The sequence below is a fragment of the Schaalia cardiffensis genome (genome assembly GCF_016405145.1).
Classification (GTDB): Bacteria; Actinomycetota; Actinomycetes; order Actinomycetales; family Actinomycetaceae; genus Pauljensenia; species Pauljensenia cardiffensis.
The window spans coordinates 61,082-76,766 of sequence record NZ_JAEKIA010000008.1 but is presented as its reverse complement, the minus strand read 5'-3'; the positions used below and the strand labels follow the sequence as shown (position 1 = coordinate 76,766).

General features: G+C 59.5%; 17 protein-coding genes. 12 read left to right on the top strand and 5 right to left on the bottom strand.

The annotated features are described in order from the left end of the window. Positions 1 to 708 precede the first annotated feature (708 nt). The 3 genes from JFX23_RS06205 to JFX23_RS06195 all read left to right on the top strand — a co-directional run bounded on the left by JFX23_RS06205 (position 709) and on the right by JFX23_RS06195 (position 4,474). Positions 709 to 1,470 (top strand): SDR family NAD(P)-dependent oxidoreductase, encoded by a 762-nt coding sequence (locus tag JFX23_RS06205; protein ID WP_198776182.1) that lies wholly within the window; start codon positions 709 to 711, stop codon positions 1,468 to 1,470. 169 nt (positions 1,471 to 1,639) lie between these two features. Further along, positions 1,640 to 2,755: an N-acetylmuramoyl-L-alanine amidase family protein gene (locus JFX23_RS06200; protein ID WP_198776181.1), complete on the top strand. Its 1,116-nt coding sequence runs from the start codon at positions 1,640 to 1,642 to the stop codon at positions 2,753 to 2,755. 660 nt (positions 2,756 to 3,415) lie between these two features. Continuing rightward, complete coding sequence (locus JFX23_RS06195; protein ID WP_198776180.1) at positions 3,416 to 4,474, top strand: N-acetylmuramoyl-L-alanine amidase family protein; 1,059 nt, start codon at positions 3,416 to 3,418, stop codon at positions 4,472 to 4,474. 161 nt (positions 4,475 to 4,635) lie between these two features. On the opposite strand, the gene pyrE is transcribed toward JFX23_RS06195, so the two are convergent. The 5 genes from pyrE to JFX23_RS06175 all read right to left on the bottom strand — a co-directional run bounded on the left by pyrE (position 4,636) and on the right by JFX23_RS06175 (position 7,480). Beyond that, the gene (gene pyrE / locus JFX23_RS06190) at positions 4,636 to 5,205 is read right to left on the bottom strand and encodes an orotate phosphoribosyltransferase (protein ID WP_040313555.1); all 570 of its coding nucleotides are present in this window, start codon (positions 5,203 to 5,205) and stop codon (positions 4,636 to 4,638) included. 147 nt (positions 5,206 to 5,352) lie between these two features. Further along, positions 5,353 to 6,177 carry an HAD-IIA family hydrolase gene (locus JFX23_RS06185; protein ID WP_198776179.1) on the bottom strand — a complete coding sequence of 275 codons (825 nt, stop codon included), beginning with the start codon at positions 6,175 to 6,177 and terminating at the stop codon, positions 5,353 to 5,355. Positions 6,178 to 6,525: 348 nt separating this feature from the next. Next, positions 6,526 to 6,696, bottom strand: a complete 171-nt coding sequence (locus tag JFX23_RS06180) for a hypothetical protein (RefSeq protein ID WP_198776178.1) — start codon at positions 6,694 to 6,696, stop codon at positions 6,526 to 6,528. Positions 6,697 to 6,714: 18 nt separating this feature from the next. Next, the gene (locus JFX23_RS09520) at positions 6,715 to 6,840 is read right to left on the bottom strand and encodes a hypothetical protein (RefSeq protein WP_269815695.1); all 126 of its coding nucleotides are present in this window, start codon (positions 6,838 to 6,840) and stop codon (positions 6,715 to 6,717) included. 139 nt (positions 6,841 to 6,979) lie between these two features. Beyond that, positions 6,980 to 7,480, bottom strand: a complete 501-nt coding sequence (locus JFX23_RS06175; protein ID WP_198776177.1) for a PH domain-containing protein — start codon at positions 7,478 to 7,480, stop codon at positions 6,980 to 6,982. A 58-nt stretch (positions 7,481 to 7,538) separates the two neighbouring features. Here JFX23_RS06175 and JFX23_RS06170 point away from each other — a divergent pair, with 58 nt between their 5' ends. From JFX23_RS06170 to JFX23_RS06130, 9 genes are all read left to right on the top strand, one after another. Further along, on the top strand, positions 7,539 to 8,189 hold the full coding sequence (locus JFX23_RS06170) for a TrmH family RNA methyltransferase (RefSeq protein WP_233050645.1): 651 nt from the start codon (positions 7,539 to 7,541) through the stop codon (positions 8,187 to 8,189). Between the two features lie 143 nt (positions 8,190 to 8,332). Then, entirely contained in the window at positions 8,333 to 9,361 is a 1,029-nt protein-coding gene (fbaA, locus tag JFX23_RS06165; protein WP_198776206.1) for a class II fructose-bisphosphate aldolase, read from the top strand. Positions 9,362 to 9,607: 246 nt separating this feature from the next. Continuing rightward, positions 9,608 to 10,288, top strand: coding sequence for a hypothetical protein (locus JFX23_RS06160; RefSeq protein WP_198776175.1), 681 nt, complete (start codon positions 9,608 to 9,610; stop codon positions 10,286 to 10,288). Between the two features lie 581 nt (positions 10,289 to 10,869). Next, positions 10,870 to 11,124, top strand: a complete 255-nt coding sequence (locus JFX23_RS06155; RefSeq protein ID WP_198776174.1) for a type II toxin-antitoxin system RelB/DinJ family antitoxin — start codon at positions 10,870 to 10,872, stop codon at positions 11,122 to 11,124. Next, on the top strand, positions 11,117 to 11,389 hold the full coding sequence (locus JFX23_RS06150; RefSeq protein ID WP_198776173.1) for a type II toxin-antitoxin system RelE/ParE family toxin: 273 nt from the start codon (positions 11,117 to 11,119) through the stop codon (positions 11,387 to 11,389). Before JFX23_RS06155 ends, JFX23_RS06150 begins: the two co-directional genes overlap by 8 nt. A 142-nt stretch (positions 11,390 to 11,531) precedes the next feature. Next, complete coding sequence (locus JFX23_RS06145) at positions 11,532 to 12,713, top strand: hypothetical protein (RefSeq protein WP_198776172.1); 1,182 nt, start codon at positions 11,532 to 11,534, stop codon at positions 12,711 to 12,713. A 250-nt stretch (positions 12,714 to 12,963) separates the two neighbouring features. Further along, positions 12,964 to 13,467: a class Ib ribonucleoside-diphosphate reductase assembly flavoprotein NrdI gene (nrdI, locus tag JFX23_RS06140; RefSeq protein WP_198776171.1), complete on the top strand. Its 504-nt coding sequence runs from the start codon at positions 12,964 to 12,966 to the stop codon at positions 13,465 to 13,467. Between the two features lie 102 nt (positions 13,468 to 13,569). Continuing rightward, positions 13,570 to 14,595 (top strand): class 1b ribonucleoside-diphosphate reductase subunit beta, encoded by a 1,026-nt coding sequence (nrdF, locus tag JFX23_RS06135; RefSeq protein WP_198776170.1) that lies wholly within the window; start codon positions 13,570 to 13,572, stop codon positions 14,593 to 14,595. A 146-nt stretch (positions 14,596 to 14,741) separates the two neighbouring features. Then, positions 14,742 to 15,443: a metal-dependent transcriptional regulator gene (locus JFX23_RS06130; RefSeq protein WP_233050632.1), complete on the top strand. Its 702-nt coding sequence runs from the start codon at positions 14,742 to 14,744 to the stop codon at positions 15,441 to 15,443. Positions 15,444 to 15,685 lie beyond the last annotated feature (242 nt).

Here is a 15,685-nt window from a genome sequence, read left to right as displayed (position 1 = left end):
TGGCCGGAAGTGGAGCCTGGGCTTGAAGCGGAGTCGAGGGGATTGGGACTTGAGCTGGAGTGGCCGCAACAGGAGCCTGAGTGTGAATCGAAGCTGAGGGCTGTGGGGTAATTGGAGCTTGGAATGAAGGCTGAGGAACAGCATGGCTCATCGCGCAGTGAGAAGCAGAGGATGGGACATCAACTCGCGCGCTGCTGGGAATCGAGAGTGTAGCTCCTGAGCCTTCCAGATGGCACAGCAGGGCGTCGACTCGGGTCACAAGAGCTTCGACCCGTTCTTCAAGCGATTGAATCCTCTCGGGAGAGGTGTCCTCGCCATTGGCCATTGCCTTTCCCCTTCCATTTGCAGATCACCTGGTGTCAGGATCTCCTCGTGTCAATGTAGTCGGCGTGCTGTATCGAAGGGAAACCACTGTCCCAGAATTGTGGATAGCCGCAGCCTGTGGATTGCAAACGCGCTAGCCTGCATGTCCCACTCGCTTCCCCGGCCGGAACTCCACTTGGTACTCCACTCGCCACTCCACTTGGCGTTCCAATTCTTAGCCTGTTGAGATCCGCCCCTACTATTTCACGTGTTTCGCTGCTTTTCCATCCTTCGCCAAGAGGACCTTGTTGCGTCCTAAAACCGCGAGAGACGCACCCTTCTCGCATGGGAACTGTCGGCGCATATCGGAGGGCGCATAAGGGGTCTGCGACGTACCCTTCTTGCATGGGAACTGCTCTTGTCACTGGTGCGACCTCCGGCCTCGGCGAGGAGTTTTGCTGGCAACTCGCCGCTGCAGGCCACGACCTCGTCCTCGTTGCGAGACGAGAGAAGCTGCTCAACGCGCTCGCTGATAGTCTCCGCCAGATCGCGAACGTCAAAGCCGAAGTGATCGTCGCTGACCTGTCGAAGCTTGAAGACTGCGAGCGTGTTGCGGCGCGCATCGACCAAGAAACAGCCCCGGTCGGATTGCTCGTGAACAACGCGGGTTTCGGACTCGGCAAGCCCTTCCCGGACAATGATCTTGCTGCTGAGCTGGGCGGATTAGATGTGATGGTTCGCGCTGTCATGATTCTCAGCCACCATGCGGCTCGGGCGATGCGCGCTCGCGGACGAGGTGCGATCCTCAATGTCGCTTCGGTCGCATCGAGGACGGGGGCGGGCACCTACTCGGCGCACAAGGCCTGGGTTGTGGCTTTCACTGAGGGTTTGTCGGAGGAGCTTCGAGGTACGGGCGTCACTGCCACGGTTGTGTGTCCGGGACCGGTGAAGACTGCTTTCTTTGAAAACGCGGGCGTCGACGTATCCCATGCGCCCGCATCGGCAATGGCAACACCCGAGCAGGTCTGCGCAGAGGCTCTCGACGCGGTGCGCCGTGCCAGGGTCATCATCACCCCGACTCCGGTTTTCAAGGTTGCGATGGCAGCGATGAAAATCGCTCCGCGCTGGGCGACGCGCCGCGTCATGCGAACCGTCCCGCATATGTAACCGTTTCCGCTCCTCACAGGTACTACTGGACGCTTCCGAGCTGTTCGTCGCGGAGTGTACAGCACGAAGGTACACACTCTTCGCATTCCTGGATGTGAGATGCATCTAGTAAGTTGCTTGGTAAGTGCGTACTGTGATAAAGGGATCTGCTTTTGCGTGAGGAGTGGTCATGTCTGCTGTTACTCGTTCGTTTGGGCGCTCGCTCCTTCGAGTCGCCATATTGTTGTTCGTCGTCGTCGCCATGGTTATTCCCAGTCAGGCGAACGCAACGCCGGGTGGGCAGATGCTGCCTGTGGACGGGGAGGATCAGTTAGATGCGCAATCAGTGCAATCTGAGGATCCTTCGCTGACACCGCAGGAGATCGTATCGCCCGATGCGCAAGACAGCAGGGCCACTAGAACGTTGAGCGTCACGGTGAAGCTCCCAGCGGGGACGAATCCTCAGTGGCTCGCAAACGCCTATGCGAGTCTCATCCCGGTTCATTCGTATCCGGGCGCTCCTCACCCTTCGAAGAAGATCAACCCGTCTACGGGGCACGTCACAATGACTGGAATCCCCTCGGGGCAATACCGCTTGGCCATTGACTTTAGAAAGGACATCACGCTCGACGGCAACTGGTTTTCAACGAGCTCAGCGCTGATCTACTACCCAGGAACGATGTTCTACTGGCAAGAGGCGCAGATCATTGATTTGGAGCCGCATCCGGAGACCACTGTTGCGGTGAACGTTCCTCAGGACGCCATCAATACGTATTACAGCTATCCCAACGGCGTGCCCTCAGCGGATGGCACAGGGCGATGGATCCAATCGGTGCACGACTGGATCTTCACCGATAACAACTGGAACGCCTACACCGGCTGGCACTTTGTTGATGGATATTGGTACTGGACGACAGGCGATGCCAGTCTCGCGAGAGGATGGCATCTCATCTGGGGCAAGTGGTACTTCTTCCAAGAAGGAACAACTCGAATGCACATCGGGTGGCACCAGGAGTATGACGGAACGTGGTATTACCTCGGCTCCAATGGTGCGATGGTCACCGGGTGGGCGTGGATTGGTGGTAACTGGTACTACTTCCATGGTAATGGTGCGATGGCGACCGGGTGGGCGTGGATTGGCGGTTCCTGGTACTACTTCCATTCCGGTGGTGCGATGGCGACCGGGTGGGTGTGGCTTGGCGGTTCCTGGTACTACTTCCATTCCGGTGGTGCGATGGCGACCGGCTGGGTGAAAATCGGTGGTACCTGGTACTACTTCAGCCCTTCAGGAGCCTGGCTCTACTAGGGGTTGCGGCAGCGCGGATCATCGTTTTCGTCAGAGCCTTTGGCTGGCGGCACCATATCTTCGCTATGGTGCCGCCACCCTTATACAAGGAGGCGCAGTCGCCGGGAGAAGAATAGTGGTCACGGTGCGTGTCGCGCGCGATGAACAATCCCCGTGTAGCTCCAGGGTGAGGATTAACGTCGGCTCTTTCCCGGAGGTGGAGTAATTCTGTGCGAGGGCTTCTTTCTTGGGGTGGTGTAATTTTGCAATGGTCATCCTCAACATTTGGGTGATGTGACTCTGCGTCCAATGGCACGTATTTTCACAATCCCGAATCACCTGCTCGTCCTTGGGGTGGCGTATTAGGGTATCGACGAGTCAGGGGTGAACCCCTAAAGGAATGGATGATCGCCGGTGGCGGGTCGCTTGTGTAAGTGGTATAGAGTGCCCTCAATCTCCTATGTGCTGCCACTCACGAGTCTTTATAAATGTCGCCTTCGAGGAACCTTCTGAAACGGCGAGGACGAGAACCTGTCTCAAATCGAAGTGTCGACATTGTTAATTGAGTGCCATTAATGGCAGTGAGGCTCGGCTCACTTACACAGCGTGAGATCTTTCAATACTGGTACAGTCGGGCAGGTAATTCACGCATCTCCAACGATAAGGACCCTAGGACTGTAGATGAAACTCCTCCCGAACTCCGCCTTTACCGGCGCCGTTCTCTGCACTGCCCTATTCTCCCTGACCTCTTTTGCTGGAACGGCGATGGCCTCGCCTTCAGCGGATTCTTCAACACCAGAGGGTGAATGGACGCAAAGCTCCCTTGAACCCTCAGGCAAGTTCTCTCTTGTGGATCCTGATGATGAAGTGACTGAGGACCTTACCCAGTCTTCTGATCACCAGGCCAAGTACGCGCCGAGATCCTCGTTCGCTCCAGTCAACGGCCCGGAAAACGCGAACCCCGCTAATGACGATGTAGCTGATGATGCTGTAGTCGGAGAAGAAGTGCAGGCTGGGCCGCAGCAGGGCAGCGCGCAACACCCGATGGAAGTCGAGGATGGAACCTGGGTTGTCGACAACGGGCGTTGGAAGTACCGGAATCAGGATGGCACATTCCTGACCTCTCGCTGGGCCACCATTGATGCCGATGTGTATTGCTTCGACGCTTCTGGCTTCATCCGCACAGGCTGGTACAAGGAGGACGGGAGCTGGTACCGCCTAGCGGCGACAGGGCAGCGCCTAGGAGGATGGCATACCGAGGAGGGGATCTGGTACTACTTGGATCCTGACTCTGGTGAAATGATCACCGGACCCATCATGTCTGGCGGCGCAGAGTACTATCTTCACCCCAATGGTGTGATGGCAACCGGATGGGTGCACCACGCTCATAGGTGGCATTTCTATTCAGCTTCGGGTGCCGGAGTGCGCGGTTGGGTTTCAGACCGTGGTATGTGGTACTACCTGGATCCGCAAACCGGCGTGATGCAGACGGGCTCCATCACGGTTGACGGGGCCGACTACTACCTTCAGCCCACTGGTGAGATGGCGACCGGATGGGTTCAACACTCCGATGGATGGCGCTTCTATGACCTCTCGGGTGTGAAGAGAACCGGGTGGATTCAGTGGAGATACTCCTGGTACTACCTGCAGCCCGGATCGGGTGTGATGCTCGCGGGTACGACACAGGTGATCGATGGTCAGCCGCATACTTTTATGCTCGACGGCAAGTGGGTCGGCTAAGCGTCTGAGTGCAGCTCCTCGGCCCGTTTTATGCGGGCCGAGGACCTTTGTGCTCAGAAATCCCCCTGGAGCCAGACTCAGGCTTGAGAGTCAGGCTTGCCTCCGCCTGGGAGCCGGACTCACACTTGAGAGCCAGACTCACCCCAGGTCGAAAACCAGTCTCACGCCAGATCGAGATCCTCGAGGCCGAGCGCGTGGAAGTAGGGGAATCCCTCGGCTTCAATGCGTTCTTTCGCTCCGGTGGAACGATCGACGATGACTGCGACGGCAACGACCTCGGCCCCAGCTTCTTGGAGGGCTTTCGCGGCTTCAAGGGGGGAGCCGCCGGTCGTGGAGGTGTCTTCGAGGACGACGACGCGCTTGCCTTTCACGTCCGGGCCTTCAATGCGGCGCTTCATCCCGTGGTCCTTCGCGGCCTTGCGCACCACGAAGGCATCGAGGTTGAGTCCGCGTGAAGCGGCGGCGTGCAGCATCGCTGCGGCAACCGGGTCTGCACCCATTGTGAGCCCACCAACGGCGACGTAGTCTTCGCCGGGCGCGAAACCTGCCTCTTCGAGAAGGTCGAGCATGACGTGGCCGATGAGAGGAGCGGCCTCATGGTGGAGGGTCGCCCGGCGCATGTCGACGTAGAAATCGGATTCGCGTCCTGAGGCGAGGGTGACCTTTTCGTGGATGACCGCGAGGTCCTTCACGAGGGCGGACAGGCGTGCCTTATGAGAGTCGTTCGTCATGGCTCCCAGCCTAGCGGGCGCATGCACCGGGTGGAGGCTACGAGCAGATCCACCCGACCCAGGCAGGGTGGATCCACGCTAGCCGAACTCCGTAACGAGTCAAACACAGACCCGCCCGGCGCAGGCGGGCGCTCAGTCGACGTGCGCTCAGCCGACGTGCGCTTTGACCAGTTCAACGAGCTCCCCGATCCCTTCGTGGACGCCGAAGGGGCGGTAGGGGTAGTCCTTGATCTGTTCGCGAGACGTGGACCCGGACAAGACGAGGTGGGTGCGCAGGCCCGCTTCCACTCCGGCCTGAATGTCCGTGTCCATACGGTCACCGACCATTGCGGTGTGCTCGGAGTGCGCGCCGATCTTGTTGAGCCCGGCGCGGATCATCACCGGGTTCGGTTTGCCGACGAAGTAGGGGCGTTTGCCGGTGGCCGCGGTGATCATTGCCGCGATTGAACCGGTCGCAGGCAATGTTCCCTCATCCGAAGGGCCGGTCACGTCGGGGTTCGTCGCGATGAACTTCGCTCCGCCTTCGATCAGTCGGATCGCGCGGGTCAGGGAGTTGAAGTCGTAGGTTCGGGTCTCACCGAGGACAACGTATTCAGGGTCCTGCTCGGTCATGACGTAGCCCGCGCCGTGAAGGGCGGTGGTCAGGCCGGCCTCGCCAATGACGTAGGCGGTAGATCTGGGGGACTGTTGGGCGAGGAAAGCGGCGGTTGCGTTCGCGGAGGTCCAGATGCTCTCTTCAGGAACGTCGAGGCCGGAGTTCGCCAGGCGCGCGGAAAGGTCCCGGTTCGTGAAGATAGAGTTGTTCGTGAGAACGAGGAAAGGAGTGTTCGTGCGGCGAAGCGCGTCAAGGAACTCGTTTGCTCCTGGTAGTGCGCGATTCTCCTTCACGAGGACGCCGTCCATGTCCGACAGCCAGGCTGCCACGGGAGGCATCTCAGCGAGGGGCTTGGGCGCGTTGTTCATTATCGTCATATCTCCATCGTAGGCCTCGGGGCATGCGCGGTCACCGGCTCGTGGGTGAAAACACGGGCATTCGTCATGTCTTTTCGGGGACGAGGACGGGGCATTGTCGGGGACGAGGACGGGTCAGTGAACCTCATGGCGCGGTGGTGAATCTCGTGGCTGTGAAGTCACACTCGTCGGTCTTGTCACTGCGAATGGTTATCTGGGATTTCGGCACAAGTCGAAGACGTGGGCGAGCCCTGCTTCTTCGCGTGTCCACGAGCGTGGTGTCCGCCTGATCCTCACAGCTCTTCTCCGATTGTGAAGGAATGAATGCGCAGGATCGGGTGACCGGTATTCAGAGCCTGGGATTTGCTATCAACGATTCTCTAGGCGCAGAAGATCAACGAGGTCACGGGTTGGCTCGTCAATGAGCTTCCGTCTCATTCGTAGCGGAATCAGGGATTCATGTCCTTCTCTCGCAACTACTGCTCCGCCGACGGGCAGTGCTCCGCCGACACTCAATGCCACCGTAGCTTCCAGCGGCAATGAGGCTCCAGAACCACATCAGCCCGCTGATTCGAGTGCGCCTGCGATGAATCCTCCCGCCTCGGCGCCGAGAAGGCCGGGGCCCATCGCTCCAGGCGATGAGCTGGAAGCGATCTGTGTTCCCGCCATGAGGAAGGAACTCACGGTTCCGAGGCGACTCGCCCATTCGGCAGAACTGATGAGCTTCTCACGCAGAACTGATGAGCTCGTGACACTGAGACACCAGCGGGCCCGCCTTTTGCTTCACGTGCTTCAGTTAGTCCTACTCGTGTTTCAGTCAGGCCTACTCGGGGTCGGCATCCACCGCGCCTTGCACATCGTTGAACAAGAGGTTAGAAACCTCGAGCTGCACATAGTCGATCTTCGGAATGTCATGCAGGACCAGCGGGTCGTCGGAGGAGGTTTGCAGGGTGAGGGTCCCGCACCCGAAGAGCCGATCGACGAGGTCACGCTCACTGGCGACATCAGAAATGCGCGACAGTGGAAGATCATGGCCACGACGGTTGAGGATGCCATGGCGGGTGATGACACGCTTCGAAGTGAGCGTGTAAGTGGAGGACGCCCAACGAAGAACGGGCACGAGGAACAGGGGGAGTGTCGCGACGAGGACGATCGCCCACACGAAAGCGAGACTGAAAGGCTCCCATTCTGGCGGCATGTAGACGGTGGCGAGGATGCCACCGGCCAGGAGGAGGATCTCGGCGATGATATTGCCGAGGACCGCTTTAATGTGGGTTCGCATATGACGGACGATGATTTCGTCCTTGGACAGGAGCTGAGCCATGCCCCCATCCTGTCATTTTCTCCCGTCCATTGGCACTATCGTGGGCGCGGTGAGCGATATGAGTGACGAGACCATCCCCTTAGGTCCCATGAACGAGGGCGGGCCATCTTGTGGAGTGGGCCCCTGGGAGGGGCCAGTGCCCGAGGACCCTCGATACGACCCGGAGCTCCTCGCCCTCGGCGATCGGCGAAACGTGGAGGACCGCTACCGCTACTGGACGATGGACGCGATCCGGGAGGACCTCAAGCGACGTTCTTTGCCTTTCGAGGTGGCGATCGAGAACCTCGGGCATGACTTCAACATCGGGTCGATTGTGCGCACCGCGAACGCCCTGGGGGCCGCTCGCGTGCACATTGTCGGTCGTCGCCGCTGGAATCGTCGCGGAGCGATGGTCACGGACCGCTACCTCGAGGTTGACCATGTGGATAGTGCGCAGGCGCTCGCGGATTCGTGTACGAGTCGCGGCCTCGTCCTCGTGGGTGTGGACAATGTGCCAGGTTCCCTTCCTTTGGAGTCGACTGAGTTGCCGCGTAGGGCGTGCCTGGTGTTCGGGGAGGAGTCGAATGGGCTCAGCGAGGAGATGATCGACTTGTGTGAGTGTGTGGTGAAGATCTCGCAGCGTGGTTCGACTCGTTCGATGAATGTGGGGCATGCGGCGGCGATCGTCATGTGGGAGCACGCTCGGACATTGAGCGCTGAACAGGAGTGAGTCTGTAGGGCTCCCGAGCTGGCCACTCTTGCAGGGGTCGAGTGTCAAATGTGCACGTAGTCGGGACTTCCTTCCTCGCGCCAGCTTCGTCGAATGTGGGAGGATTGACAGTGACGAAACTGTCATTTGATAAGGAGGCTCCTGTGCCCATCGCAACCCCTGAGGTCTACGCCGAAATGCTGAATCGTGCGAAGGCAGGCAAGTTCGCCTACCCCGCGATCAACATCACCTCTTCGCAGACCGTTACCGCAGCAATCCAGGGCTTCGCTGAGGCCGAGTCCGATGGCATCATCCAGATCTCCGTCGGCGGCGCCGAATACGCCTCTGGCTCGACGATCAAGAACCGCGTCACCGGCTCCCTCGCTCTCGCCGCCTACGCAACTGAGGTTGCGAAGAACTACGGTGTCACCATCGCCCTGCACACGGACCACTGCGCCAAGCAGAACATCGACTCGTGGATCCGTCCCCTCATGGAGATCGAGGCCGAGCAGGTCGCCAAGGGTGGCCTCCCGACCTTCCAGTCCCACATGTGGGACGGTTCGGCCGTGCCGCTCGATGAGAACCTTGAAATCGCCAAGGAGATGCTTGAGCTCTCCGTGAAGGCGAACACGATCCTCGAGGTTGAGATCGGTGTCGTCGGCGGCGAAGAAGATGGTGTTGTCGGGGAGATCAACGAGAAGCTCTACACCACCACCGAGGATGCCCTCAAGACCGTTGAGGCTCTCGGCATGGGTGAGAAGGGCCGCTACCTGACCGCCCTCACCTTCGGCAATGTGCACGGCGTGTACAAGCCCGGCCACGTGAAGCTGCGCCCGGAGATCCTCGGCACCATCCAGGAAGAGGTCGCCGCGAAGATCGGTTGGAAGGATAACCGTCCCTTCGACCTGGTCATGCACGGCGGCTCCGGCTCCACCGCCGATGAGATCGCCCTCGCGGTCGCTAACGGCGTCATCAAGATGAACGTCGACACTGACACCCAGTACGCCTTCACCCGTCCCGTCGTGGAGCACATGTTCCGCAACTACGACGGTGTGCTGAAGATTGACGGCGAGGTCGGCAACAAGAAGATGTACGACCCGCGCTCGTGGGGCAAGTCGGCCGAGGCCGGCATGGCTGCCCGCGTTGTCGAGGCCTGCCAGCGCCTCGGCTCGGTCGGCACGAAGATGGCCTGAGTCGTCGATCCGCTGAACGGTATCGCGTGACATTGATTAGTCTCGCGTGACTGAAGGTCTTGGCTGATGATGTCAGCTGGATCTGATGGGGTGGGGCCCGGGGGATTCCCTTCGGGCCCCACCCCGTTTTCCTCCCGTGCTCTTGTGGCGATCCAACGAGGGGACACCAAGGTTTGGGGTTCGTGTTTCGCAAAGCTTCGGGCGAATCGTCAATCATTCGTTTCGGATGGGTTTTCGGGGGGTTTCATGAGAGGTCTTCGCGTTCTCATCGCCGTCATTCTTGGTTTGAGTGTCCTCGGCTTGGGGGCGTGCGCTTCCGAGAAAGAGGAGCCGGTCGCGTATAAGCCGGTGCTCTACTTGTATCCGCAGGATGATCTTCAGCTCCGGGTGGGCATCAGCATTGACGGCGTGTTGACGTCCTCGTACCCGGTCCTAGCGCCTTTTGCAGAGGACGGAGCGACGCAGGGCGAGTGGTCGGTTTCGGCTCACCACGACGGCACCCTCAGGGATGCGCGGGGGCGCGAATACCCCTCCTTGTTCTGGGAGGGGCGCGTGAAGGTCGCCTGGTCGCAGAAGGAAGGTAGTGTCGTCGCGAGGGATGAAGTCGTGTCTTTCTTGGAGCGCACATTGGCTACTCAGGGGCTGAGTGATCGCGAGGCGGCGGATTTCATTACCTTCTGGGCGCCGAGAATGCAGGAGAACGCGTATTCCCTGGTCACTTTCGCTACGAATCAGTACGCTCCGGCGGTGCGCTATTCCTTCACCGACGAGCAGGGGCGCGAGGAGGTGCCTGATACCTTCATCCGGGTGTTCATGGTGTTCTCCAAGGCAGATGCTTCGACAAAGACCATGCCGCAGGAGTTCGCCGCTCCGCCTTTGCGAAAAGGATTCACCGCCGTCGAATGGGGTGGCACCGAACTCGAGTGACAGGGGAGCGGGGATGCCTGCTTCACGCATGTGAATAACTCCGGGACTTGACACTTTCTCGAGGGGGTTAATCCCCGGGTTTGGTGGAAGGTCTTTGATCTTGTCTTTGCCAACTTGTTCTGGCAGGGCTGGTTGAGGTCGGCAACCTTGTTGGTCGACGGCGTGTAGGTGCGTCGATTCAACAGTGATGACGGTGCTGACACACAGACTCCGCCTCGAATCCGCCACGATTGCTCAGAGGAGACGAAGACTGCGTGTGGCTCTTCTGAGAGGGAAAGGCGACTGTCGTACGACACAAACTCGACTCGATCATCGACTCAAGGGACGATGTCGTACACACCTACGCTACCCGGTGTGCGCAGCATGTGCGGAGTGCGCAGAAATCCTCGAAGCAGCCGTCGCCCTTGACGACATGGGACTGTGCCGGGGGTTGTGGTGAGGGAAGAGTAAGGAATGGTCAGGCACAGTGGATATTGAGGGTATACCACTCGAATCCGAGAGGCGCGTGCAGTAACGTTCGATCGCGACAATAGTGTCATATGGAGTACGATTGGCTCACATTATGTGTCGAAGGAGATCTGATGAAGCTCGATACTCGTATTCAGGTGCGAACGAGTCGAAAACTGAAACAAGAAGCAACTGAGGCACTGGACCGCATGGGAATCCCCATGCCGACGGCGATTAACATGTTTCTCACACAGGTTGTCCGCGAGCAGCGCCTCCCCTTCCAACCAGGGGCTCTCCCCTACGAGCGGGCGTTGCGTGAAGCCGAGGCCGAGCCTGCCCTCGCAGTGGGTGACCTTGATGAAATGATCGCGATCATCGACAATGCGTGAGATCCTCTATCGGCCCGCCTTCCTCAGAGACGTCAAACGCCTCAAACGCAAGCATTACGACATGGGTGCTCTCAAGACCGCGATCCGCGCTGTCGCAGAGCGCAAGACCGATTGGTTACGGCAACACCGCGATCACCAGCTCGTCGGCAACCTCAGCGCCTATCGTGAGTTGCACATCCAAGCGGATTGGCTTCTCCTTTACTCGTTTAACAAGGATGGCGTTTTGGTCCTCGCGCGCACGGGAAGCCATGATGAACTGCTGTAGCCCTGGATCTCGCCCGATCCGCATTCAGCTCCACGGAAGGAAGATTCACCAAAAGCGGACGCAAAGCTTAAATCGGCATAGGGACAAAAGGCGTCAAACGTGGTGAGATTAGAAGTACCTCAACGAAGAAGGGTGAATCGGAATGGAACAGGACTGGACTCGAATCGAAGGCATGATCATCGGTCGGGACATCGACCCCGCCCTCGTCGCGACAGCACTGCGCGAGCAGGGAGTCCTCGCTCAACTTGAGTGGTTCCCCTCCTCACCGCAGCTTCTCGGCGTGAACGTCGCGCTCACCGACGGGCACGTCGCACTTGTGAAAGACAAGAAGGTCGCGCCCGGTCCGACGAGTGAAGAACTCGCTGAAACCCTCGCCGCCCTTTTCGAATGCGAGGTGCGCATCGGCTCGGCGACCGCCGATCACCTCCCCGAGGGCGAATCCCCCCTTTCGGACAACTGGGATGAAGACGACCTTGATGTGGAGGAGCCCTCCTCCAGGATCGTTGAGATCGGGCGAACCCCCGCTTCCTCGGTCCCACTTCTCGCCGCACTGGAAGGCATCGACCTCGTCAGTGTCGAACTTGCCGAAGGGCGTCGCGCCCTGCTCGCCGAGCTCCCCCCGGAGAAGGCCGGGTGGAACTTCGGTGACCTTCCGCTGGTCACCCTTTCGCGCCAGGACGAGGAGTTCCAGGTTTTCCTCGTGACCGATGATCACCTCGAGCACGTCATCACGCACAACTGGGGCATGAAGACCCTCCTCATCGCGGGTGCGCACGAGTCCTCTGGAGAACTCGACCAGGAGATCCTCGACTTCGTCAGCGACCGCCCCGACCTGGAAGCGATCGCGAAGGCCATGCCCGGCGCTGACCTCGATGCCCTCATCGAATCCACCACGTCTTTCGGCGAGGACGCGGTCCGGCGAGTCGTCAAGGCCCTGGGTCTGCCCGCTGGGCTTGCTGATTTCCTCCTCGGGACCCTTCCCGCTTCCGAGGTCGAGGGCGCGAAAGTCCACTTTGCGCGAGGCGTGTCCAATGCGATCGGGCGGAGCGTGGACATCATGTTGAGCGACCCGGAATCGCGCGCACAGCCCCTGTGGAGCACCTACCAGTCGGTCGCTGTGGAAAAGCCGGGGCTCGTTCGCGCTCTCGCCTCCGCTGAGGCGATCGTCGGAACAGCTCTGCTCACTCTGGCGGCTCGTGGTGAAGCGCCGCGCTCGCGCTGGCTCAAGTGCGGTGGCTTCATCGGTGCTCTGCTGCTCGTGGATTCGGTCGCGGAGATCTCCCTGTCGAGCTATCTGCGTCGTCGCCACCAAGACAAGGAGTGAAAGAGCGACAGAGGTCGAAGTGTAAGGCGCTGTGAGGAGCGCGAGGCTTTGTGAGATTCAGTGGAGGGGTCCCCTTATGTAGGGGATCCCTCCATTCTTCTTTCCCAAAGCCCCCAAGATTCGAGGTGGCAAACTAAAAAGTTTGGCATGCCGAACTTTATTGAGGTTTAATGATGCCTGCGCGTGCGATCTCAGCGCCGCGCGGCGACCCGGACTCACCGCTCGCCGATTGGGACGACGAAAGAACCTCATGACATCACCGAAGCGGGCTGAACTCCCGGTGCGCGAACTCAGCTACGACGAATCCCCCGACCTCGTCTACTTCTCCTCCGTCTCAGAGAACACCAAACGCTTCGTTGACAAGCTCGATCGCCCCGCAGTGAGAATCCCCCTGCGTCCGCGCCTCGAGGGACGCCTGCGCGTCAACCGTCCATATGTCCTCATCGTCCCCTCATACGGGGGAGGGGACAAAACTCAAGCAATCCCCAAACAAGTGGCGATCTTCCTCAACGACCCCCACAACCGTGCACTACTGCGCGGCGTCATCACAAGCGGCAACACCAATTTCGGAGAACACTACTGCATCGCAGGGCCAATCATCGCCGCCAAATGCCACGTCCCAGAGCTCTATCGTTTCGAACTGCTCGGTTCAGATCGCGATGTTGAACGCGTGAACGCTGGCCTCCAACGCTTCTGGGCTGAAATCGAAGCCGATGACACCTCAAACGCCCCGCCAATGTACCTCCGCAGATGAACACCCGCCAATGTACCTCCGCCAATGAACCTTCGTCGATGAATGCCCATCGATGAATGCCCCTGAACGAACGATCCCGAAAACGACGTAACGAAAGACATCATGACCACATCAACACCCCGCACTCCCATCACCGAGCGCTCCATCACGCCGCCCCGCTATCGACGCGACCCTGAGGCGCGCATCAGACCCATCAACTGGAATCGTGTCGATGACCCGAAAGACCACGAGGTGTGGAACCGGCTCACATCCAACTTCTGGCTCCCCGAGAAAGTGCCACTGTCCAATGATCTTCCCTCCTGGCATGCGATGACTCAGGAAGAACGCACCCTCACTATGCGCGTCTTCACCGGTCTGACAATGCTCGACACCGTTCAAGCGACGGTCGGTGAAATCAGCCAGATCCAAGACGCTCGAACCGAACATGAGGAAGCGGTCTACACGAACATCGCCTTCATGCAGGCCGTCCACGCACGCTCCTACTCCTCCATCTTCTCCACCCTGTGCTCCAGTGAAGAAATTGACGCCGCCTACGAGTGGGCAGTCGACAACGACCTGCTGCAAAGAAGAGCAAAAACCGTGCTGCGCCACTATTACGGAGACGACCCCCTCAAACGCAAAGTCTCCGCAACCCTCTTGTCCTCCCTGCTCCTCTACGCGGGCTTCTACCTCCCCCTCCACTTCTCCGTGCGGGCAAAACTCATGAACACCGCCGACATGATTCGCCTCATCCTGCGGGATAAAGCCGTTCACGGCTACTACTCGGGCTACAAGTACCAGCGCGGCCTCGAGATGCGTTCCGAAGAGAAACACAAACAGATGCGCGACTTCACCTACACCCTCCTCGAGGAACTCTACGAGCTCGAAATGCAGTATTCGGGTGCGCTCTACGATCCACTCGGACTGATGGACGATGTCGCCGTCTTCGTGCGCTACAACGCGAACAAAGCGCTCATGAACCTCGGATACCCCGCACGATTCGCTCCCGAGGAAACGGAAGTCAAAGCCGAGATCCTCGCCGCTTTAGCTCCCGGTGCCGACGAGAACCACGACTTCTTCTCCGGCTCGGGCTCCTCCTATGTCATCGGCACAGCCGAGGAAACGAGCGACGAAGACTGGGAGTTCTAGAACCCGGGACAGGTGGAGGCCTCCCAGGACTGTCTCATGCCCGCTGTCGGCGAGAAGGGCAGAGAGTCGACAGCATGGAGGCTGAAAGGCTGTGTGAACAGTGCTCGGACTCAGGATATACAAGGGGGCGTTGATACCCTGTGGGCATGGTCTCCTCTCACTTGTCGGCGAGCAGTCAGAACTACCTCAAGGCGGTGTGGACGCTGGGGGAGTGGTCGGATGAACCGGTCACAGCGTCAACCATCGCCGCCAAAGTAGGGGTGCGCCTATCGACGGCCTCGGATGCGATCCGTAAACTCTCAGACCAGGGTTTCCTCGCCCATGCTCCCTACGGCGCTGTCGCCTTGACGGATAAAGGGCTTGCCATTGCCATCGCAATGGTGCGTCGGCATCGCCTCATCGAAGCTTTCCTCGTTGAGACCCTGGGATATCGAGCAGATCAGGTGCACGAGGAAGCAGAGGTCCTTGAGCACGCCGTTTCTGACCTTCTCATTGAACGGATTGATGCCCACCTGGGCGAGCCCGAGCGGGACCCGCACGGCGACCCGATTCCACGCGCCGATGGTTCCCTGCCCGCCCTCGGTGCGCACTCCCTTGCCGAGTTCGCCCGCTCGTCCTCGAAAGGCGAGGTGCTGCGCATTGAAAGGATCGCCGACGACGATCCCGAGCTCGTCCGCTTCCTCGCAGAGCAGGGGATCGTATATGGAGCCGAGGTGATCCTGTGTGAAGCATCGCCCTATTCGGAAGCTGTTGCCCTCAAGCTTCAAGGAACCGACGAGGAGTTGTCTTTCGGATTGCCAGCCGCCCGCTCCATTTGGGTTGGAACTATTGAGAGCCAGAAGGCGTAGAACTGGCGCCGACTGCGGTACAGAAGCGAAACGGAGCGGATGTGCAATGCTGTAAGCGATTCAGACGAGCCTGCCACGAGTCGTGAAAGGCAATTCTGCTGCGATGCGGATTGAAAAACGGGGTGTCACGGATCGCGCGAGCGCCAAGATGAACTCAGAGGCGAGGAAAGCAGAGCAGGTGCTCGCAGCGTCAACTCCAAAACGAAAAACGGAAGTACATCACAACGATGACACGGTGAAGC

Bases quoted from the DNA above. Each gene is read 5' to 3' on its own strand.
- JFX23_RS06205 (WP_198776182.1), top strand. From the start codon at position 709: ATGGGAACTGCTCTTGTCACTGGTGCGACCTCCGGCCTCGGCGAGGAG.
- JFX23_RS06200 (WP_198776181.1), top strand. From the start codon at position 1,640: ATGTCTGCTGTTACTCGTTCGTTTGGGCGCTCGCTCCTTCGAGTCGCC.
- JFX23_RS06195 (WP_198776180.1), top strand. From the start codon at position 3,416: ATGAAACTCCTCCCGAACTCCGCCTTTACCGGCGCCGTTCTCTGCACT.
- pyrE (WP_040313555.1), bottom strand. From the start codon at position 5,205: ATGACGAACGACTCTCATAAGGCACGCCTGTCCGCCCTCGTGAAGGAC.
- JFX23_RS06185 (WP_198776179.1), bottom strand. From the start codon at position 6,177: ATGACGATAATGAACAACGCGCCCAAGCCCCTCGCTGAGATGCCTCCC.
- JFX23_RS06175 (WP_198776177.1), bottom strand. From the start codon at position 7,480: ATGGCTCAGCTCCTGTCCAAGGACGAAATCATCGTCCGTCATATGCGA.
- JFX23_RS06170 (WP_233050645.1), top strand. From the start codon at position 7,539: ATGAGTGACGAGACCATCCCCTTAGGTCCCATGAACGAGGGCGGGCCA.
- JFX23_RS06160 (WP_198776175.1), top strand. From the start codon at position 9,608: ATGAGAGGTCTTCGCGTTCTCATCGCCGTCATTCTTGGTTTGAGTGTC.
- JFX23_RS06155 (WP_198776174.1), top strand. From the start codon at position 10,870: ATGAAGCTCGATACTCGTATTCAGGTGCGAACGAGTCGAAAACTGAAA.
- JFX23_RS06150 (WP_198776173.1), top strand. From the start codon at position 11,117: ATGCGTGAGATCCTCTATCGGCCCGCCTTCCTCAGAGACGTCAAACGC.
- JFX23_RS06145 (WP_198776172.1), top strand. From the start codon at position 11,532: ATGGAACAGGACTGGACTCGAATCGAAGGCATGATCATCGGTCGGGAC.
- nrdI (WP_198776171.1), top strand. From the start codon at position 12,964: ATGACATCACCGAAGCGGGCTGAACTCCCGGTGCGCGAACTCAGCTAC.
- nrdF (WP_198776170.1), top strand. From the start codon at position 13,570: ATGACCACATCAACACCCCGCACTCCCATCACCGAGCGCTCCATCACG.
- JFX23_RS06130 (WP_233050632.1), top strand. From the start codon at position 14,742: ATGGTCTCCTCTCACTTGTCGGCGAGCAGTCAGAACTACCTCAAGGCG.